Consider the following 18,983-nt stretch of genomic DNA (forward strand, 5'->3'; position numbering starts at 1 on the left):
TGTAACGAATAATGGCTCGTATTGCAGGAGTAGACATCCCTCGTGACAAACGTGTAGTAGTTTCTCTTACTTACATTTATGGTATTGGTAACACTACAGCTAAAAAAGTTTTAGCAAACGTTGGCGTATCTGAAGATGTTCGTGTACGTGATTTAACAAACGAACAAACAGATGCGATTCGTGCGGAAATTGATAAGTTAAAAGTTGAAGGGGATCTTCGTCGTGAAGTGAACTTAAACATCAAACGCTTGATGGAAATCGGTTCATACCGTGGAATCCGTCACCGTCGTGGATTACCAACTCGTGGACAAAACACGAAAAATAATGCACGTACTCGTAAAGGCCCTACTAAAACAGTAGCAGGCAAGAAAAAATAATTCCTAAGTGAAGGAGGTTAGAACTTCATGGCAGCAAAAAAAGTTAGTCGTAAACGCCGTGTCAAAAAGAATATAGAATCAGGTGTAGCACATATCCATTCTACATTCAACAATACAATCGTAATGATTACTGATACACATGGTAATGCATTAGCATGGTCATCAGCAGGATCATTAGGCTTTAAAGGAAGCAAAAAATCAACTCCTTTTGCCGCTCAAATGGCTGCAGAAGCCGCAACTAAAGTGGCAATGGAACATGGACTTAAAACTGTAGACGTAACAGTTAAAGGACCTGGTTCTGGACGTGAAGCAGCAATTCGTTCATTACAAGCAACAGGTTTAGAAGTGACTGCAATTCGTGACGTGACTCCAGTTCCTCATAATGGATGCCGCCCTCCAAAACGCCGTCGTGTTTAATGAGCGCCACTCATTCTGAGTTTGAATTAGGAACGTCATTGAACAAGACACTTTTCGTTTTGAAAGGGGTATAGATAAGAATGATTGAATTTGAAAAACCAAGAATCGAAAAAATTGATGAAAATAGAGATTATGGTAAGTTCGTCGTTGAACCATTAGAACGCGGTTACGGAACTACTTTAGGTAACTCTCTACGTCGTATTTTATTGTCTTCTTTACCAGGAGCTGCAATTACGAATATTCAAATCGATGGTGTTTTACACGAATTCTCAACCATTCCAGGTGTACGAGAAGACGTAACACAAATTATTTTGAATATTAAAGGCTTAGCATTGAAATTATATGCTGAAGAAGAGAAAACCCTTGAGATCGATATTACAGGACCCGCTACCGTGACTGCCGGCGATATTATCGTGGACAGTGATGTTGAGATCCTAAATAAAGATTTAGTTATCTGTAGTGTTGCTGAAGGAGCTACTTTCCATGCTCGCTTAACAGTGAAACCTGGTCGTGGCTATGTTCAAGCAGACGAAAACAAAAAAGAAGATATGCCAATCGGTGTACTTCCAGTTGATTCCATCTACACACCCGTTCGTCGTGTTAACTACCAAGTAGAAAATACACGTGTTGGTCGTCGTGATGATTTCGACAAATTAACAATGGAAATATGGACAGATGGTTCAATCATTCCTCAAGAAGCACTAAGTTTAGCTGCGAAAATCATGACTGAGCATTTAGATATCTTTGTAAACCTTACTGACGAAGCGAAAAACGCTGAAATCATGGTGGAAAAAGAAGAAACTCAAAAAGAGAAAATGCTAGAAATGACGATTGAAGAACTTGATTTATCAGTTCGTTCATATAACTGTTTAAAACGTGCAGGTATTAATACTGTACAAGAACTTACAAACAAATCTGAACCAGAAATGATCAAAGTACGTAATTTAGGTCGTAAATCTCTTGAAGAAGTAAAACTTAAATTGCATGATCTAGGATTAGGATTACGTAAGGACGATTAAGACTTTTACGAAGTTTCCAGTCCTGCTTAACAGCAGTGGCTCGTGAGAACAGAAACGAAGGAGGGAACCCAACGTGAGTTACCGTAAATTAGGACGCACATCAAGCCAACGTAAAGCTATGCTACGTGATATTACAACTGATTTAATCATCAACGAACGCATCGTAACTACTGAAGCTCGTGCGAAAGAAGTACGTTCAACTGTAGAAAAAATGATTACTTTAGGTAAACGTGGAGATCTTCATGCACGTCGTCAAGCAGCTACTTTCGTTCGTAATGAAGTTGCTAGTGTTCGTGAAGAAGATGAGTCTATCGTTGTTGAATCAGCTTTACAAAAGCTATTTAACGATTTAGGACCTCGTTTCGCGGAACGCCAAGGTGGTTACACTCGTATCTTGAAGACAGAACCAAGACGCGGCGATGCAGCACCAATGGTAGTTATCGAATTTGTTAAATAATTAATAAACCGATCACTTTATAGATGTTTCTTTTAGAGTGTTATGATGTTGGAGGCGACTCCGAGTCTAGCTCTGCTTTCCCTGCTAAAGATGGCTTTAGCAGGGGAGCACTCATCATATAAAGGTGATTTTTTTTTGCTTTGGGAAAACGCTGTTTTCTCAAAGCTTTTTTGTTTCTTAAAAGCATTGCAGAAGCTTTTCCGGTTTGTTATACTGATTATTAATTGGAATTTTCAGATAATTAAACATCTGAGTTAGTAGAAGGGGGAATTATATGTCGCAAATGTTTGCTTTTTCGTTGCTGATGGTTATTTTATACATTGGTGATGTAGTTTCTATCAAAACAAAAGCTTGGATTCCATCCGTTTTTGTTTGTGGTGTTTTATTTATTCTTGGTTATTGGACTATTTTTCCACAAAATATTGTGGAAGTGGCAGGGATTCCTACAGTGGTTGCCACTTTATTAATGTATCTGTTGATTACTAATATGGGCACTCTGCTCTCTGTTAAAGAATTGGTTAATCAATGGAAAACGATTGTGATTGCTTTGTCAGGTATTCTGGGCATTATTGCCTTGTTGTTAGCTGTGGGGACTTTTGTTTTTGACTTAAAAACAGTTTTAGTTGCAATCCCGCCGTTAGTAGGAGGTTTAGTTTCTTCATTAGTAATGTCAGAAGCGGCTCAATCAGCTGGTTTAGCCTCACTTTCAGTTTTGGCAATTTTAATTTATGTCATTCAAGGGTTTGCTGGTTATCCCTTAACTTCAATTGTTCTAAAAAAAGAAGGAAAGCGGAAGCTTCAAGAATATCGAGCAGGGACATGGCAGCCGGTTCATGAACAAGAGGGGCAAGAAACAGGAGCAGAACCAGATGTGCCTAAACTATTTGAAAAAGTACCCAAACGATATCATACAGATTATTCACGAATTTTACGTTTAGCCTTAGTTGCCACACTTGCTTATTATGTTTCTGTGTGGACGGCACCGTTTGTGACGATTAGTCCTTTTGTGCTGTGTTTATGTTTTGGCGTGATTGCAACGTCTTTAGGCTTTTTAGAAAAGCAACCATTGCAGAAAGCAAATAGCTTTGGTTTTGCGATTTTAGGGTTAATGCTTTTTGTCTTTGATGGCTTAAAACAAGCCACACCTGAAATGTTGATGGATTTATTTTTACCAATGATTGGGATTATTGTGATTGGTGTTATCGGGATGTACATCTTTTCAGCAATTGTTGGTCGTGTATTAGGTGTGAGTAAAGAGATGGCATTCGCAGTTTCATTGACAGCTTTATATGGCTTTCCAGCCGATTATATTATTACTAATGAAGTGATTCAATCATTGACAGAAGATGAACAAGAACAGGCGGCTTTAACGAGCCATTTAATGCCACCGATGTTAGTGGCAGGTTTCGTAACAGTCACCATTGTTTCGGTTATTTTAGCGGGTATTTTTTCAAGTATTTTATTAAGTTTGTAGAAACGGGGCGTAAGTATGAAAAAAATCAAAGCACTAGTCAAGCAGCATTCACAAGAAATGATTGCTTTTCGACGGGATTTACACCAACATCCAGAATTACAATTTGAAGAATTTCGAACGACAGAAAAAGTCGCGGCAGTTCTTGATCAATTAGGAATTACTTATCGCAAAACAGAACCGACGGGTTTAATTGCTGAAATTGTGGGCGGCAAACCAGGCCGAGTGGTTGCGCTGCGGGCTGATATGGATGCCTTACCTGTACAGGAATTAAATGAAGATTTAGCTTATAAATCTTTAGAAGCTGGCAAGATGCATGCATGTGGGCATGATTCCCATACCGCGATGTTAGTAACAGCGGCTAAAGTATTAAAAGAAATCCAGGAAGAACTTCAGGGAACTGTAAGATTAATTTTTCAACCATCTGAAGAAAATGCGCAAGGTGCTAAAGCAATGGTTGCGCAAGGCGCAATGACCGGTGTTGATGATGTATTTGGCTTACATATCTGGTCACAAATGCCTGTAGGAACCGCTTCGTGTCGAGTGGGCTCAAGTTTCGCATCCGCAGATATTTTTTCTGTTGATTTTAAAGGACGTGGTGGCCATGGTGCCATGCCAAACGCTTGTATTGATGCGGCAGTCATAGCTTCTTCTTTTGTGATGAATCTGCAAACGATTGTTTCTCGGGAGACAGATCCTTTAGATCCAGTAGTTGTCACGATTGGACGGATGGATGTGGGGACCCGTTTTAATGTGATTGCTGAGAATGCACGTTTAGAAGGAACGGTTCGTTGCTTTAGTGTAGCAACGCGTAATCGAGTAGAACAGGCGCTGCAACGCTATGCGGAACAAACAGCCGCTATTTACGGTGGGACGGCTTCGTTAGATTATCAATATGGAACGTTGCCAGTGATTAATGATGAGCAGGATGCCTTGTTTGCCCAAACACTAATTAAGGAAAATTTTGGTGAAGCGGCCTTAAGACAAGAAGAGCCGACAACCGGTGGTGAAGACTTCAGTTATTATACTGAACATGCTTCTGGTTGTTTTGCCTTAGTGGGAAGTGGTAATCCAGAGAAAGATACGGAATGGGCACATCACCATGGTCGTTTTAATATTGATGAAGATGCGATGGCAATGGGTGCTGAGTTATATGCCCAATATGCGTTTGAATATTTGAAGACACATTTTTAAAAGAAAATCAGTAACTTCTTGTTTTATGAGAACAAGAAGTTATTTTTATGAAAAATAGACCTGTCAAGACAGATAAGAGCTCCCATAATGACCGTTCTTTTGGTATAATAAAAAATAGTGTGAAGAATCAGAACAGATGATTGAAAAAACGCTACTTTTTTGGTAGTGTTAGAAAGAATAAATAGATTGAGGGAGTACGCGATGCAACCAATCATTGAACTAAATAATATCCAATTTAATTATCAACCAGAAGATGCTTCTCCCGCTTTAAAAGATGTGTCTTTTTCCATTCAACAAGGCGAATGGGTCGCTATTATTGGCCATAATGGTTCTGGTAAATCAACGTTAGCCAAAACGATCAATGGGCTGTTACTGCCAGCTGCTGGGACTATCAAAGTTGGCGGCAAAGAATTAAATGAAGCAAACGTCTGGGATATCCGGCGTATGGTAGGAATGGTTTTTCAGAATCCAGATAACCAATTTGTCGGTTCAACAGTCGAAGACGATGTGGCTTTTGGTTTAGAAAATCAAGGTATTCCGCGTGATGAAATGGTCGAACGTGTCCACGATGCCTTAGAACGGGTTCGTATGTTAGATTTTGCCAAGCGAGAACCTGCTCGGCTATCTGGCGGCCAAAAACAACGAGTAGCTATCGCTGGTGTGGTTGCTTTGCGACCAGATATTATTATTTTAGACGAAGCGACAAGTATGTTAGATCCAGAAGGTCGTGCAGAAGTAATTGCTACCATTCAAAAGATTAAAGAAGAAAGCAATTTAACAGTTATTTCTATTACCCACGATATTGATGAAGCGGCTAATGCGAATCGTATTTTAGTGATGCGCCAAGGACAATTGACAAACGAGGGAACACCAGAAAAGATTTTTTCTGCAGGAGAAGCGCTTGTTGAAATGGGCTTGGATTTACCGTTTCCTGAAAAATTAAAAGTAGCTTTGAAAGAGCGTGGCGTTGTTGTGCCAACGAATTATTTAACAGAAGAAGGGATGGTGGATTGGTTATGGACATCCGTTTTAAACAAGTAGATTTTACTTACCAACCCAATACTCCTTTTGAGCAACGGGCATTATTCGATATTAATTTAACGATTCAAGACGGCTCTTATACAGCGATTGTCGGACATACTGGCAGTGGCAAATCAACGTTATTACAACATTTGAATGCTTTGGTGAAACCAACTAAAGGCCAAGTGACAATTGGAGAGCGTGTAATTACGCCAGAAACTGATAATAAGAATTTAAAACCAATTCGTAAAAAAGTTGGGATCGTTTTTCAATTTCCAGAAGCACAATTGTTTGAAGAAACAGTGGAGCGAGACATCGCTTTCGGACCGAAAAACTTTGGTGTTTCAGACGAAGAAGCGAAAAAATTAGCTAAGAAAATGCTTGATTTAGTCGGCTTAGATGAAAAATACTTACAACATTCTCCGTTTGAGTTATCAGGTGGTCAAATGCGCCGTGTCGCAATTGCTGGTGTGCTAGCGATGGAACCAGAAGTTTTAGTATTAGACGAACCGACGGCTGGTTTGGATCCTAAGGGTCGTAAAGAAATGATGGAGATGTTTAGTCGTCTGCATAAGGAACATAATATGACCATCGTTTTAGTGACACATTTGATGGATGATGTGGCTAATTACGCAGATCATGTGATTGTTTTAGAAAAAGGACAAATCGTCCGAGCGGGAGCACCACAAGAAGTGTTTCAAGAGACACAATGGCTGAAAGAAAAACAATTAGGCGTGCCAACTGCAGCCGAATTTGCTGAAAAATTAGTGGCAAAAGGCTTTTCTTTTGAGCAATTACCATTAACGGCCGATCAATTAGCCGATCAGCTTCTGAAAAAAATGCAGGAAGCAGGTGAGGCAAAATGATGAATAAATTGATTTTTGGGCGCTATATTCCAGGTGATTCTTTTATCCATCGTTTAGATCCGCGCGCAAAATTATTAGCTAGTTTTTATTTTATTGGAATTATCTTTTTAGCAAATAATTGGCAGAGTTATGTTTTAATAGCAGCCTTTACTGCTTTTGCTATTTCATTATCAAAAATCAGCGCCCGCTTCTTTATCCGCGGTGTTCGGCCATTATTATGGCTAATTCTGTTTACTGTGGCTCTTCAAACCTTGTTTACACAAGGGGGCGAAGTGTACTTTCAGTGGGGAATTATTTCCATTACCCAGTTTGGTGTGACGAATGGGCTGTTTATTTTCTGTCGTTTTGTTTTAATTATTTTCATGTCAACGTTATTAACTTTAACGACGGCACCATTAGAGTTATCAGATGCGATTGAATATTTGCTACGTCCACTTCGTGTGGTGAAATTTCCAGTTCATGAAGTTTCATTGATGTTATCAATTGCCTTACGTTTTGTCCCAACATTAATGGATGAAACGGAAAAGATTATGAATGCCCAACGTGCCCGTGGTGTTGATTTTGGTGAAGGAAACTTACTTCAAAAAATGAAAGCTATTGTTCCACTTTTGATTCCGCTTTTCGTAAGTAGTTTTAATCGTGCGGAAGACTTAGCGACTGCCATGGAAGCAAGAGGTTATCAAGGTGGCGAAGGACGGACAAAATACCGCATTCTTCATTGGCACCTACGAGATACAATAGTAATGTTTGGCTTTGTCTTGTTAACCATTGGCTTATTTGTATTAAGAACTTAGAAAAGGTGAATAAAAATTATGCCCCGCTATAAAGCAATCATTGCCTATGATGGCACTCATTTTCATGGCTTTCAAAAGCAGCCTAATGAGCGTACCGTTCAAGAAGAAATAGAAAAAACGTTAGCACGCATGAATAACGGACACTCCGTGACGGTTTTTGGTTCAGGACGAACAGATGCAGGTGTTCATGCAATGGGCCAAGTGATTCACTTTGATTATCCGCAGGAACGTCCGTTGGAAAAAATGCGCTTTGCGTTAGATACACAAACACCAGAAGACATTGCTGTGCGAAGCGTGGAACGTGTTTCAGAAGACTTTCATGCACGTTATCACGTGATCGAAAAAACCTATCAATTTAAAGTGGATATTGGCAAACCGCGAAGTCCATTTCGACGTTTTTATGCCAGTTATTTTCCGTATCCCATTGATCTCGAAAAAATCCAACAAGCTTTACCTGATTTATTAGGCACCCATGATTTTACCTCTTTCTGTGCCTCAGGAAGTTCGGTAGAAGATAAAATCCGAACTATTCATGAAGCCAGTGTTCATGTCAATGAAACGGGGGATGAATTAACATTCACTTTTCGGGGCGATGGTTTCTTGTACAAAATGATTCGGATTTTAGTTGGTACGCTATTGAAAATCGGCAATGGGCGGCTGGAACCAACCGCGATTCCAGCAATTATCGCAGCCAAAGATCGAAATTTAGCGGGTCCGACTGCTCATCCAGAAGGATTGTATTTAGCAGAAGTGAAATATGAAAACTAAAAAGACGTAGACCTTACAAGAAAAGGTCTGCGTCTTTTTAGTTGCAAAATTTAGATGTATTTAACAGCTGTTCCGTAAGCCACGACAGATTGCATGTCTGTGCCAATTGTGCCAGAATCAAAACGCATCATCACAACGGCATCTGCACCTAATTTAGAGGCTTCTGCTTTTAAACGTTCGATTGCTTGGTCGCGTGCTTCTCGTTGCATATCAGTGTAACCTTTGATTTCACCGCCAACTACGCTTTTTAGTCCAGCACCTAAATCTTTAAACATATTTTTAGAACGTGTGGTTAACCCGAAAACTTCTCCAATAATTTCATATTCTTGACCGCTAATTCTCTCGGTTGTTGTAACTAACATGGGCAATTTCCTCCAGTACTTGTTGGTAACTTCAATTTACCATAGTCAAGAGTTTGGTACAACGAATATACATAAAAACGACACTAGAAAAGATGCGCTTCCGCATTTTTTCTAGTGTCGTTTTGGTAAGAATTAATCAAGAATAGGATCTTTTTTAGAAATCATGACCCAAACCCAACTAATTAGAAAAGCAACCGTTGCTGGAACGACCCAGCCCATGCCAATAGTGAACAATGGTAAGTATTGGCCGGCTTTTTCTAAAAGCGTTGTTACAAACGCCGTATCTTTGATAAAGGCAGGCGCGCTATTTAATGCATCTAAAACAGCAGCAATCAATGTGATATAGGTCGTTGCTTGATAGACTTCCCGTCGATGTTTGAAAATAGGACTGATGATTACCAAAAGCATTAAAGTAATCGCCAATGGATAAAGGAACATCAAGACTGGAACGGCAAATTGAATGATGTTGGTTAAGCCGACATTTGCAAAAATAGCTGGTAAAATAACAACAATTGCCAAGAATTTTTGATAGGAAACTTTCGGAAACATTTCTTCAAAAGTCTCAGAAAAGGCTGTGCTTAAGCCGATACCGGTTTTTAAACAAGCAAGAACTACGATAAAAGCCAGTAAAATACTCCCTGGTAGGCCTAAATAGTAATTGGCAATTTGGGCTAAGGCAATCCCGCCGTTTTCACTGATTGGAAAAGCCCCGATACTCATTGTTCCCATATAAGCAAGTAAGGTATAGATAATCCCCATCAATACAACACTGAAAGCACCTGATTTAATCATTCCTTTAGCGATATCTCCTGGTTTTTCGACGCCCATATTTCGTAAAGTGGAAACGACAACAATCCCAAAAGCTAATGAAGCTAAAGCATCCAACGTATTATAACCTTCTGTAAATCCTTTAAAGAAAGGACTTGAAATATAATTTTCACCAACAGCGGCACTGGCCACATGACCTAATGGTTTTACAAAGGCTAAAACAATCAAAATTCCTAGCAATGCTAAAAATAACGGATTTAAAAATTTACCCACATAATCTAAGATTTTACTTGGCTTTCTAGAGAAGAGCCAAACGGCTAAGAAAAATAATGCGGAAAAACCAGCAAGAACCAGCCATTGCAAGTCTTTAGGAACAAATGGTGCAAGACCAATCTCAAAAGAAGTAGTTGCTAACCTTGGTAAAGCAAAGAAAGGACCAATCGTTAAATATAATAGTAAGGTAAAAATAAGAGCATAACGACGATTAATCCGAGAAGCTAAGTCAAAAACACCTGAACTTTTAGAAACACCCATAGCAATGACACCAAGAAAAGGTAAGCCAATTCCAGTGGCTAAGAAGCCCAAGTTTGCTAAAAAGACGGAAGCCCCCGCTTCTTGTCCCATATGTACAGGGAAAATTAAATTTCCAGCACCGAAAAACAAACCGAATAACATTGAACCAACGTATAGATAATCACGCCAAACTAACTTTTTTTGCATAGATTCACACTCCTTAATATTGTCTTATTATTTAAAATAACAGAAGAAGAAACAGAGAGCAACCAGTTTTTATAGAAAACATTGGTTTTCTTATTTTTCTATGAAATAAGCATACTGATAATCATCACAATAGTGTCCATTTATATAAAATTCTTCTTTAAAATGTGCTTCCTGCACAAAACCATGTTTTTCATAGAATCGAATGGCTTCTTGATTGGTAGCCATTACTCGCAAACTCAGCTTATGAATCCCGCTTATCTGGGCCATATCTTTGACATACGACAACAAAGAACCACCAATCCCTTGACCTTGGAAATCTGGCGAAACGCCAATACTTAGTAACCATTGCTTTTGATGAGCTGCTAACGAAGTGGGCGGATGGACTTCAATAAATCCAGCGAGTTGTTGTCCGCTGATGGCAACAAAAATCGTTTCATCTTTCATTTTTTCCTGATATGCCGCAAGCGAGAGTGGTTGTATCTCGGCAGGGGTATTCTTTTTTGTCCAAATGATTTGATCCAAGGCATGTAATGCGGGCCAATCTGCTTCGGCAACTAAGCGAATAGTGAGTGAGGTAGACAAGATAATAGGGCTCCTTTTTCTGAAATTTTAAAATATAAAAAGACTATAGCATTTATTGTCTGAAAATTCAAATACTTTTAAAACGAAAAGAAAAATGGCTGCACCTTTTCGATAAAATCAAAATATGCTACCATAGCTACCAGAGGATAGATGGTAAAAAAGAATCTATCTAAATGGAGGGTATGTTTGTGAAAAAAATGGCAGTATATTGTGGCGCCAGTCTGGGGAATGAGCCAATCTATCAGCAAGCTGCAGTAGCGTTAGCCGCCTGGATGAAAGAAAATCACTATGATCTAGTTTATGGCGGTGGCAATGTTGGTCTAATGGGTACGGTGGCTGACACGCTTTTAGCAGAAGGTGGAGAGGTAATTGGTGTCATGCCCACTTTTTTAATGGAGCGGGAGATTGCACATAATGGCATTACAAAGATGCATACAGTCAGTGATATGCATGCGCGTAAGAAAAAAATGATTGAATTGGCAGATGTGTATTTAGCTTTACCCGGTGGTCCCGGCACACTAGAAGAAATTAGCGAGGTGATCTCTTGGGGCCGAGTCGGTGAACATATGAATCCTTGTATTTTATACAACGTGAATGGTTACTATGATTTATTAGCTGCTTTTTTTGATAAAATGGTAGAAACTAGTTTCTTAACAGAAGCGGATCGAGCTAAAATTTTCATTTCAGATTCCTTAGAAGAAATTGGTGCATTTATTGATTCCTATGAACCGCCAATGATTCGTCAATACAAAAACTAGTAAAAAAGAGGCAGTCACTCTAACCAGAATGACTGCCTCTTTTTTACTAGTTTTTCGTTAAAATCCGATGTAAGAACTCTTTTGTCCGAGCTTCTTTTGGATGGACAAAGATATCTTCAGCGGTCCCTTCTTCGGCAATGACACCTTTATCCATGAAAATAACACGATCGGATACGTCCCGCGCAAATTCCATTTCATGTGTTACAATCACCATTGTTAGCCCTGTATGGGCAAGATTTTTCATTGTTTTTAGCACTTCGCCAACCATTTCAGGATCCAATGCAGAAGTTGGTTCATCGAAAAGTAAAACATCTGGATCCATTGATAATGCTCGAGCAATGGCTACCCGTTGCTTTTGTCCACCAGACAATTGAGCAGGTTTGGCATCAATAAAACGAGCCATGCCAACTTTTTCTAAATTTTCTAAGGCAATTTTTTTGGCTTCTTCTTTGTTTCTTTTTAGGACAGTCATCTGACCAGAAGTACAGTTTTCTAAGACATTCATGTTATTAAATAAATTGAATGATTGGAAAACCATGCCTAAATGGGTCCGATATTTGGGCAAACTATAACCACGTTCTAAAACATTTTTACCATTATAGATGATTTTGCCATCTGTTGGTTTTTCTAACAAATTAATACAACGTAGTAACGTTGATTTACCAGAACCAGAAGAACCGATAATGGTGACAACTTCTCCTTTATTGACGTTCATATTGATATCTTTTAATACTTCGTTTTCGCCAAAGCTTTTTCGTAAATGTTCAATTTCAATAATTGCACTCATCTGTTTGCCTCCTAGCTTTCTTTTCCTTCTTCAGTTAATTCTTCTACTTTAACGTAAGCAGAAGGGCCATCCATTTTACGTTCCACAACACGTAAGATTCGTGTGATCACAAAAGTCATTACCAAGTACATGATGCCGACAATTGTAAAGGTTTGGAAGAACTGGAAGTTTGCGCCAGAAGCAGCATTCCCTTGGAAGAATAAATCTGCAACACCGATAACACTTAACACGGCCGTATCTTTGATATTAATGACAAATTCATTCCCTGTTGCAGGTAAAATATTACGTAATACTTGGGGAATAACGACTTTACGCATTGTTTGTCCATGGGTCATCCCAATCGCTTGTGCTGCCTCGAATTGTCCTTTATCTACTGCGAAAATACCTCCGCGAACAATTTCAGACATATAGGCACCAGTATTCACAGAAACGATAAATAATGCGGCCACTGTTCGGTCTAAAGAGATGCCAAAAGCTAGAGCTAAACCATAGAAAATAACCATTGCTTGAACCATCATTGGTGTACCACGGAAAACTTCAATATAAATAGAAAGAATTAAATTTCCTAATTTTTGGAAGAAACGAGCGACTGGGTTTTCAGAATCTGGAATTGTACGGAAGACACCAATTAGTAAACCAAGGGTTGTTCCGACGACCGTCCCGATTAACGCGATAAATAGCGTTAAACCAGCACCACGTAAAAACATGTCGCCATATTGATTCCAAATATTTTTGAAATCGTTAATAAGTCCTGTTTTTTGTTCATCACTATCTGTTGCTGCAGGTTGATCCTTGATTGCTTGGTCCATAATTTTTGTCCGTTCATCTTGAGAAATACCTGCTAAAATTTTGTTTACTTTTTCAATGTCAGGATCGCCTTTACGCATGCCGACTGCTACTTGTGAGTCTTCAGCGCTAGCATCAAAGCCATTTTCTTTTGGAAATTCTAACATTTTTAATTCTTTATTGACACTAGTTGCTGTTATGCCTTCAGGGCGTTCACTAACATACCCGTCAATCATGCCAGAAGCAAGTGCTGTTCGCATAGCTGAAAAGTTATCCATTGCTTGCTGTTTATTGACATTTGGAATTTGATCAATTAATCCGTAGTGGAATGTATTTAGTTGAGCCGTAATTTTAGCATCAGCTAAATCTTTCAAGCTTTTTGCATTAGCGTATTTGCCATCTTTTTTTACAATTACGACAAATTGTGATTCATAATAAGGGTTTGTAAAAGCAATTTCTTTTTTTCGTTCAGCGGTTGGGCTCATTCCGGCGATAATGGCATCAATTTTTCCAGATTGTAAGGCGGGCGCCAAGCCATCCCATTTGGTTTGGACGATTACTAATTTACGACCTAAACCATCGGCAATTTTTTTAGAAATTTGAACATCATAGCCGCCTGCATAAGAGTTGCCTTGAATAGGCACTGCGCCATGTGCGTCATTTTTCTGTGACCAGTTAAAAGGGGCGTAGCCAGCTTCCATGCCGACACGAAATTCACCATTTTCCTCCGCCGAAGCGTTGGTTGTCATGCCAAGTAACGAAAATAGCGTGACAAGTAGTAGACTGAATGAAAAAACTTTTTTGTTCATCTTTTTCTCTCCTTTAAATTTCTTGTCTGATTGATCGTTTTGTCTTTTTTCAATCAACAAGCTTTGATAATCAGCTGAGCAAAAGCGATTCTGTCTTTTTAAAGGAGAATACTTCTGTCACAACCTATTTTTGAATACAAAAAAACAACCAAACAGATGTAAGGTTGCTAGGTAATGTCGAAAAAAATTCCTCAACGAAACATAGCACAACTTAGCATCACTACTAAGACAGTCCGCAAGCTCTTAACTTACGTCCCAACACACAACAGAAGAGGCTCCGTTATGCATTTCGGCGATTGATCCTAAACTTGCTTCCCAGTGTCCTCTCACTCCACAAGCGTAATAAAAACCGCGACCTCTACCTCTTTTTTGAGGCACTATTCAGTTATTAAATTCAGTTATTAATTTTAGGATAAATCCAGAAGAAAGTCAATATGTTCCAGCAAAGGAATTTATCAAGAGGACACAAACACCATGAAATTAGCGTAACATTTTCCCTACGAAATAGAAACTAATACGAAAAAAGCAACCATTCCTAAAGGAACAGTTGCTTTTTACTTAAGCTTTGACAGCTTTTGGTTCACGACCTAAAATAGCTTGAAGAACAGTCAATACACCTAAAGAAGCTAAAATTGTATAAATTAGACTTGAGTAAGTTAAGATACCGAAATCCCAAGTTTTGTAAACTAATAAAACAATTGCTAAGGCGATAATAGCGATAACGTTGAAGAACGCAAAAGCCCAAAGATTTCCGTTTTCTTTACGAGAAAGATAAAAAACAGAGAACCAAATGCTTAAAACGCCCCAAGCGATGCAGGCAATAATTGCAGCCCAATAAATAATAAATGCGACCATTGTTGTTTCACCTCACTTTTACTCATGCATATTTTACCACGAGTTGAGAAATTTGTCACAAACTCTTTCAAGATAAATCAATATATAGGTAAGAAGTTTTCAAAAAGTGGAAAAACTTTTGGTGCTAATGTTAAAATACGTTATAATATAGAAGATTAGGAGCTGAATCGATATGCAAGATATCACGCAAGCCGAGGCAATTCATTGGTTGGCAACCCAACAAAAAATCACATTTTTAACAGGTGCGGGTATCTCGACAGCCTCAGGTGTGCCAGATTATCGTTCCTTAAAAGGTGTCTATCAAGGAATCCAGCAACCGGAATACTTATTGAGCCGGACTTGCTTAAAAACAGAGCCAGAAAAGTTTTATCAATTCGTTAAAACGCTCTATCATCCAGATGCACAACCTAATATCATTCACCAGAAAATGGCCCAATTAGAGCAAATGAAACGGGGAAAAATTGTTTCACAAAATATTGATGGGCTTCATCGAAAAGCAGGTAGCCAAGAAGTGGTGGACTTTCATGGTAATTTATATGAATGTTATTGCCAAACTTGTGGTGCAACGGTTCCTTGGCAAGACTATTTGCTTAGTGATCGGCACGCTGATTGTCATGGACAAATCCGTCCAGCTATTACTTTGTATGAAGAAGGACTATCCGAAGAGGCAATTGAAAAAGCCATTCAGGCCGTTGCTTCTGCCGACTTAATCGTGATTGTCGGCACGAGTTTTCAAGTGCATCCATTTTGCGATTTGATTCATTATAAACAACCAACGGCAACTATTTTAGCCATTAATCAAACGCCGCTATTTTTACAACAACCTTATTATTTTTTAGAAGCGAAAGCCGAAACGATATTTGCAGAATTAACGATAAAGGAGTAACGGAATGGAAGAATTTAAATCAGAAAAAGAAAAAATGATCGCAGGTGCACTATATTTTGCCTCAGATCCTGAATTAGTGGCTGATCGCAAAAAAGCCCGTGAACAAATGGCGTTAATTAACCAACAACCAGACACTTATATTCGTCGTCAATTAATAGAAGAAACGTTTGGAAAAGTGGGTGTCGGGACGTACATCGAACCGATGATTCAATTTGATTATGGCTACAACATTTCTGTGGGAAAAAATTTCTATGCCAATTTTAATAACGTTTTTTTAGATGTTTGTCCAATCGAAATTGGCGATAACTGTATGTTTGGACCCAATGTGCAACTTTATACAGCCGAGCATCCATTACAAGCGGCCAAGCGTAATAGCGGAATGGAATCAGGGAAACGAATTATCATTGGCAACAATGTTTGGATTGGCGGTGGAGCGATTGTCCTTCCTGGCGTAACATTAGGTGATAATGTAGTGGTGGCAGCAGGTGCTGTTGTGACCAAATCGTTCCCAGAAAACTGTGTGATCGCAGGTAATCCAGCACGGATAATTAAAGAATTGACTGAAGATGACGCCCCAACAACTTCTTTAGAACAACAACGAGCAAAGATTAACCAAATCGATAAGGAACTGGTCCGTTTATTAGAACAGCGGATGGACGTCGTCGCAGAGATTGCTGCAGTGAAAAAGAAAGCAGGTCATGCGGTTTTTGATTCTGAAAGAGAACAACAAGTATTAGAAACTATTCTGAATCATGTTGAAAATGCCGAGTATGAAGAAACATTATCTGAGACTTTCCAGGGGATTATGGACGCCTCTAAACGTTTCCAAGAAAAACATTTAGGAGAGTGAGGCGAAGGTCGTGGATGGAGAAATCAGAAGAAGAGAGATTGTTAAAAGATTAAGAGAGACCGAAAAGCCAATTAGTGCCACTCGTTTTGCAAAAGCTTTTGATGTCAGCAGACAAATTATTGTAGGAGATGTCGCTCTATTACGGGCGACAGGGGTCGAAATTGTCGCAACAGCTCGAGGGTATATGTTGGAACAACCTTTAGAAGGAATTGAGCGGAAAATTGCTTGTCAACATACGCCTGAACAAACGAGAGAAGAATTGTCAGTCATTGTTGCCAAAGGTGGAGAAGTGGTAGATGTGAGTATTGCACATCCGCTTTATGGGGAATTAATCGGCAGTTTGCGCATTCAATCAGAGAAAGATATTGATAAATTTATGGACAAGTATCAAAAAGAGCATGCTACATTACTATCAGTTTTAACAGGAGGCGTCCATCTGCATACTATTCGCTGTGCAGACGAAGAAACTTTCCAAGAAATCAAAGAGGCACTTCGAAAAAAAAGTATTTTGTTTGAAGGATAACGAGAAAAAGAGAGGACGTTGATGTTTGTTCAAGCCCTTTCTTTTTTTTCTTAGAAAATTACCAAAAAAAGATAGAAGAATTTGTGAATTTTCTTCTATTTTTTTAACTTTTTGCTAGAAATTTTTTATGAAACAGTATACTATTAAAAAAGGAGCCATTTAAACAATAACTATGTCAATTATATATGTTGGTACATAAAAATAAATGGAGAAAAATAAAAAAGGAGAATGAGTATGAAAAAACAATTTGCCCTGTTCTCTACCTTATTACTTTTAGGTTCATCAATGCCAGTAGGTGCATTTGCAGAAGGTAATAACTTGGTAGCTGAAAATAGTTCTGTTGCAGAAACAACCGCAGAAGCAACAACTGCTGAAGCCACGGAAACGACAGCGACTAGTGAAACAACAGAAGCGACAGAAGAATCAACAACTGAAACAGAAAGTTCAACCGAACCGAGTGAATCTACAACCACGGAGTCCACGGAAACGTCAGGAACCGAAACGACAGATTCCACAACGGATTCAACATCCACAAGTACGACAGAATCGACTACTGACTCCACCTCAACGAGTACAACAGAGTCAACCACAGATTCTACGTCAACAAGTACAACTGAATCAAGTACCACGCCGACGACTACACCAAGTTCTTCTAAAGAACAGCCAAAACCTGGTACGAGTACTTCTGAATCAAAACAGCCGGCGAAACCAGTGACACCAACAGCGCCAGCTGAAAAGCCAGTAGAACAACCAGCAGCGTCAACACCGCAGCCCGAAATAGTCCCACCAGTTACAAATGCAACGGTTGGGTTAGTGGAAGACGATGAGACGTTTACGGTCAGCAAAACGAAGAAGACAGAAGAGTTTATTCAAGAAATCGGTGAATCTGCTCGGAAAGTGGCCAAGGACAAAAACTTATATGCTAGTGTGATGATTGCTCAAGCAATTTTAGAAAGTGGCAGCGGCAATAGTAAATTAAGCCAGAAACCAAACTACAATTTGTTTGGTATTAAAGGCGATTACAAAGGTCAATCTGTTTCTTTTATTACCTATGAAGACAATGGTTTCGGTAACCTATACACAGTAGAAGCAAAATTCCGTCAATATCCAACGTATAAAGAATCAATGGAAGATTATGCGAAATTATTGAAAAATGGTTTAGATTCCAATAAAGATTTCTATCATGGTGTCTGGAAAACGGAAGCCAAATCATACAAAGAAGCGACACGTTTCCTAACAGGAAAATACGCAACGGACAAAGATTACCATAAGAAATTAAATGCGTTAATTAAAACATACGATTTAACTTATTATGATAAAGAAAAAGCAACCGTTGAACCAATGGAATCAAATTTCCCAGCCTATAATGGCAAAAACTATGACACCTTTAATAGTTATGCTTGGGGCAACTGTACACAATATGTCTACAACCGTATTACGCAATTAGGTAAACGTGTGGACTTAACAATGGGGAATGGTCAAGATTGGGGCGAAACAGGTCGTGCACGCGGGTACAAAGTAAGTCGTACACCAAAAGCAGGCGCAGCGGTTTCCTTCCCAGCTGGCGTTTTAGGCGCAGACAATACTTATGGTCATGTCGCATTTGTGGAAAAAGTCTTTAAAGATGGTAGCATCTTAATTTCTGAAATGAACGTGAAGGGATTAAACGTTGTTTCGACACGTACAATCTCAGCCGATGAAACACATTTAATGAACTATATCGTTCCAAAAGATAAATAAAAAAATCAGCTCTTTGTCAATAAGAACGAATGAGTTGGAAAAATCAAAGCTAGCACTGAAGAAGCAATTTTAATTCTTCAGTGCTAGCTTTTTTTTGTGGCAAAAGTTCTCTCCAATAAAGTTTAATACATTCAGATATTGCCAGGAGATTTCAGGTCGGGATGAGTTAGCAAC

22 protein-coding genes and 1 riboswitch are annotated in these 18,983 nt (G+C 39.0%); of the genes, 16 read left to right on the forward strand and 6 right to left on the reverse strand.

The genetic code is table 11. The features are described 5' to 3' along the window. Positions 1-11: 11 nt before the first annotated feature. From rpsM to truA, 11 genes are all read left to right on the forward strand, one after another. Positions 12-377: a 30S ribosomal protein S13 gene (rpsM, locus tag IGJ46_RS00850; protein ID WP_002356225.1), complete on the forward strand. Its 366-nt coding sequence runs from the start codon at positions 12-14 to the stop codon at positions 375-377. A gap of 27 nt (positions 378-404) precedes the next feature. After that, entirely contained in the window at positions 405-794 is a 390-nt protein-coding gene (rpsK, locus tag IGJ46_RS00855; protein ID WP_002356226.1) for a 30S ribosomal protein S11, read from the forward strand. A gap of 80 nt (positions 795-874) precedes the next feature. After that, complete coding sequence (locus IGJ46_RS00860) at positions 875-1,813, forward strand: DNA-directed RNA polymerase subunit alpha (RefSeq protein ID WP_002356227.1); 939 nt, start codon at positions 875-877, stop codon at positions 1,811-1,813. Positions 1,814-1,886: 73 nt separating this feature from the next. After that, positions 1,887-2,270: a 50S ribosomal protein L17 gene (rplQ, locus tag IGJ46_RS00865; protein ID WP_002356228.1), complete on the forward strand. Its 384-nt coding sequence runs from the start codon at positions 1,887-1,889 to the stop codon at positions 2,268-2,270. Between the two features lie 45 nt (positions 2,271-2,315). Next, a complete protein-coding gene (locus IGJ46_RS00870; RefSeq protein WP_002387511.1) occupies positions 2,316-2,528 on the forward strand; it encodes a hypothetical protein in 213 nt (70 codons plus the stop codon). A 16-nt stretch (positions 2,529-2,544) separates the two neighbouring features. Further along, positions 2,545-3,744 carry a DUF819 family protein gene (locus IGJ46_RS00875; protein WP_002356229.1) on the forward strand — a complete coding sequence of 400 codons (1,200 nt, stop codon included), beginning with the start codon at positions 2,545-2,547 and terminating at the stop codon, positions 3,742-3,744. A gap of 15 nt (positions 3,745-3,759) precedes the next feature. Further along, positions 3,760-4,935 carry a M20 family metallopeptidase gene (locus IGJ46_RS00880; RefSeq protein WP_002356230.1) on the forward strand — a complete coding sequence of 392 codons (1,176 nt, stop codon included), beginning with the start codon at positions 3,760-3,762 and terminating at the stop codon, positions 4,933-4,935. 201 nt (positions 4,936-5,136) lie between these two features. Beyond that, a complete protein-coding gene (locus IGJ46_RS00885) occupies positions 5,137-5,976 on the forward strand; it encodes an energy-coupling factor ABC transporter ATP-binding protein (RefSeq protein ID WP_002359354.1) in 840 nt (279 codons plus the stop codon). After that, positions 5,952-6,821 (forward strand): energy-coupling factor ABC transporter ATP-binding protein, encoded by an 870-nt coding sequence (locus IGJ46_RS00890; protein ID WP_002381364.1) that lies wholly within the window; start codon positions 5,952-5,954, stop codon positions 6,819-6,821. The genes IGJ46_RS00885 and IGJ46_RS00890 overlap by 25 nt, the downstream gene beginning before the upstream one ends. Continuing rightward, the gene (locus IGJ46_RS00895; protein ID WP_002373841.1) at positions 6,818-7,615 is read left to right on the forward strand and encodes an energy-coupling factor transporter transmembrane component T family protein; all 798 of its coding nucleotides are present in this window, start codon (positions 6,818-6,820) and stop codon (positions 7,613-7,615) included. The genes IGJ46_RS00890 and IGJ46_RS00895 overlap by 4 nt, the downstream gene beginning before the upstream one ends. An 18-nt stretch (positions 7,616-7,633) precedes the next feature. Next, the gene (gene truA / locus IGJ46_RS00900) at positions 7,634-8,383 is read left to right on the forward strand and encodes a tRNA pseudouridine(38-40) synthase TruA (RefSeq protein WP_002364524.1); all 750 of its coding nucleotides are present in this window, start codon (positions 7,634-7,636) and stop codon (positions 8,381-8,383) included. A 50-nt stretch (positions 8,384-8,433) separates the two neighbouring features. Here the strand turns inward: truA and IGJ46_RS00905 are convergent, their stop codons facing one another. From IGJ46_RS00905 to IGJ46_RS00915, 3 genes are all read right to left on the reverse strand, one after another. Then, positions 8,434-8,745 (reverse strand): heavy metal-binding domain-containing protein, encoded by a 312-nt coding sequence (locus IGJ46_RS00905; RefSeq protein WP_002381365.1) that lies wholly within the window; start codon positions 8,743-8,745, stop codon positions 8,434-8,436. A 132-nt stretch (positions 8,746-8,877) separates the two neighbouring features. After that, positions 8,878-10,233 (reverse strand): branched-chain amino acid transport system II carrier protein, encoded by a 1,356-nt coding sequence (brnQ, locus tag IGJ46_RS00910; RefSeq protein ID WP_002361550.1) that lies wholly within the window; start codon positions 10,231-10,233, stop codon positions 8,878-8,880. 90 nt (positions 10,234-10,323) lie between these two features. Continuing rightward, the gene (locus IGJ46_RS00915; RefSeq protein ID WP_002367642.1) at positions 10,324-10,815 is read right to left on the reverse strand and encodes a GNAT family N-acetyltransferase; all 492 of its coding nucleotides are present in this window, start codon (positions 10,813-10,815) and stop codon (positions 10,324-10,326) included. Between the two features lie 173 nt (positions 10,816-10,988). Between IGJ46_RS00915 and IGJ46_RS00920 the strand changes: the two genes are divergently transcribed. Next, positions 10,989-11,573 (forward strand): TIGR00730 family Rossman fold protein, encoded by a 585-nt coding sequence (locus tag IGJ46_RS00920; RefSeq protein ID WP_002411019.1) that lies wholly within the window; start codon positions 10,989-10,991, stop codon positions 11,571-11,573. A gap of 46 nt (positions 11,574-11,619) precedes the next feature. Here the strand turns inward: IGJ46_RS00920 and IGJ46_RS00925 are convergent, their stop codons facing one another. The 3 genes from IGJ46_RS00925 to IGJ46_RS00935 form a co-directional block, all read right to left on the reverse strand. Further along, the gene (locus IGJ46_RS00925) at positions 11,620-12,360 is read right to left on the reverse strand and encodes an amino acid ABC transporter ATP-binding protein (RefSeq protein WP_002356242.1); all 741 of its coding nucleotides are present in this window, start codon (positions 12,358-12,360) and stop codon (positions 11,620-11,622) included. Positions 12,361-12,371: 11 nt separating this feature from the next. Beyond that, on the reverse strand, positions 12,372-13,955 hold the full coding sequence (locus tag IGJ46_RS00930; RefSeq protein WP_002381368.1) for an ABC transporter substrate-binding protein/permease: 1,584 nt from the start codon (positions 13,953-13,955) through the stop codon (positions 12,372-12,374). A 194-nt stretch (positions 13,956-14,149) separates the two neighbouring features. Next, positions 14,150-14,324, reverse strand: a riboswitch (Lysine riboswitch). A 189-nt stretch (positions 14,325-14,513) separates the two neighbouring features. Further along, entirely contained in the window at positions 14,514-14,810 is a 297-nt protein-coding gene (locus IGJ46_RS00935; protein ID WP_002356244.1) for a hypothetical protein, read from the reverse strand. A gap of 172 nt (positions 14,811-14,982) precedes the next feature. Between IGJ46_RS00935 and IGJ46_RS00940 the strand changes: the two genes are divergently transcribed. The 4 genes from IGJ46_RS00940 (at position 14,983) to IGJ46_RS00955 (ending at position 18,809) form a co-directional block, all read left to right on the forward strand. Next, complete coding sequence (locus IGJ46_RS00940; RefSeq protein ID WP_002381369.1) at positions 14,983-15,696, forward strand: NAD-dependent protein deacylase; 714 nt, start codon at positions 14,983-14,985, stop codon at positions 15,694-15,696. A 4-nt stretch (positions 15,697-15,700) separates the two neighbouring features. Next, positions 15,701-16,546 carry a chorismate mutase gene (locus IGJ46_RS00945; protein WP_002363448.1) on the forward strand — a complete coding sequence of 282 codons (846 nt, stop codon included), beginning with the start codon at positions 15,701-15,703 and terminating at the stop codon, positions 16,544-16,546. A gap of 10 nt (positions 16,547-16,556) precedes the next feature. After that, a complete protein-coding gene (locus tag IGJ46_RS00950; RefSeq protein WP_002356248.1) occupies positions 16,557-17,069 on the forward strand; it encodes a transcription repressor NadR in 513 nt (170 codons plus the stop codon). A gap of 228 nt (positions 17,070-17,297) precedes the next feature. Beyond that, positions 17,298-18,809 (forward strand): glucosaminidase domain-containing protein, encoded by a 1,512-nt coding sequence (locus IGJ46_RS00955; RefSeq protein ID WP_002364519.1) that lies wholly within the window; start codon positions 17,298-17,300, stop codon positions 18,807-18,809. Positions 18,810-18,983 lie beyond the last annotated feature (174 nt).

The sequence above is a fragment of the Enterococcus sp. AZ120 genome, assembly GCF_050546165.1.
GTDB classification, from domain to species: Bacteria; Bacillota; Bacilli; order Lactobacillales; family Enterococcaceae; genus Enterococcus; species Enterococcus faecalis.

Coding starts and splice junctions, on each gene's coding strand:
- rpsM (WP_002356225.1), top strand. CDS start 12: ATGGCTCGTATTGCAGGAGTAGACATCCCTCGTGACAAACGTGTAGTA.
- rpsK (WP_002356226.1), top strand. CDS start 405: ATGGCAGCAAAAAAAGTTAGTCGTAAACGCCGTGTCAAAAAGAATATA.
- IGJ46_RS00860 (WP_002356227.1), top strand. CDS start 875: ATGATTGAATTTGAAAAACCAAGAATCGAAAAAATTGATGAAAATAGA.
- IGJ46_RS00870 (WP_002387511.1), top strand. CDS start 2,316: ATGTTGGAGGCGACTCCGAGTCTAGCTCTGCTTTCCCTGCTAAAGATG.
- IGJ46_RS00875 (WP_002356229.1), top strand. CDS start 2,545: ATGTCGCAAATGTTTGCTTTTTCGTTGCTGATGGTTATTTTATACATT.
- IGJ46_RS00880 (WP_002356230.1), top strand. CDS start 3,760: ATGAAAAAAATCAAAGCACTAGTCAAGCAGCATTCACAAGAAATGATT.
- IGJ46_RS00885 (WP_002359354.1), top strand. CDS start 5,137: ATGCAACCAATCATTGAACTAAATAATATCCAATTTAATTATCAACCA.
- IGJ46_RS00890 (WP_002381364.1), top strand. CDS start 5,952: ATGGACATCCGTTTTAAACAAGTAGATTTTACTTACCAACCCAATACT.
- IGJ46_RS00895 (WP_002373841.1), top strand. CDS start 6,818: ATGATGAATAAATTGATTTTTGGGCGCTATATTCCAGGTGATTCTTTT.
- truA (WP_002364524.1), top strand. CDS start 7,634: ATGCCCCGCTATAAAGCAATCATTGCCTATGATGGCACTCATTTTCAT.
- IGJ46_RS00905 (WP_002381365.1), bottom strand. CDS start 8,745: ATGTTAGTTACAACAACCGAGAGAATTAGCGGTCAAGAATATGAAATT.
- brnQ (WP_002361550.1), bottom strand. CDS start 10,233: ATGCAAAAAAAGTTAGTTTGGCGTGATTATCTATACGTTGGTTCAATG.
- IGJ46_RS00920 (WP_002411019.1), top strand. CDS start 10,989: ATGGAGGGTATGTTTGTGAAAAAAATGGCAGTATATTGTGGCGCCAGT.
- IGJ46_RS00925 (WP_002356242.1), bottom strand. CDS start 12,360: ATGAGTGCAATTATTGAAATTGAACATTTACGAAAAAGCTTTGGCGAA.
- IGJ46_RS00930 (WP_002381368.1), bottom strand. CDS start 13,955: ATGAACAAAAAAGTTTTTTCATTCAGTCTACTACTTGTCACGCTATTT.
- IGJ46_RS00935 (WP_002356244.1), bottom strand. CDS start 14,810: ATGGTCGCATTTATTATTTATTGGGCTGCAATTATTGCCTGCATCGCT.
- IGJ46_RS00940 (WP_002381369.1), top strand. CDS start 14,983: ATGCAAGATATCACGCAAGCCGAGGCAATTCATTGGTTGGCAACCCAA.
- IGJ46_RS00945 (WP_002363448.1), top strand. CDS start 15,701: ATGGAAGAATTTAAATCAGAAAAAGAAAAAATGATCGCAGGTGCACTA.
- IGJ46_RS00955 (WP_002364519.1), top strand. CDS start 17,298: ATGAGTATGAAAAAACAATTTGCCCTGTTCTCTACCTTATTACTTTTA.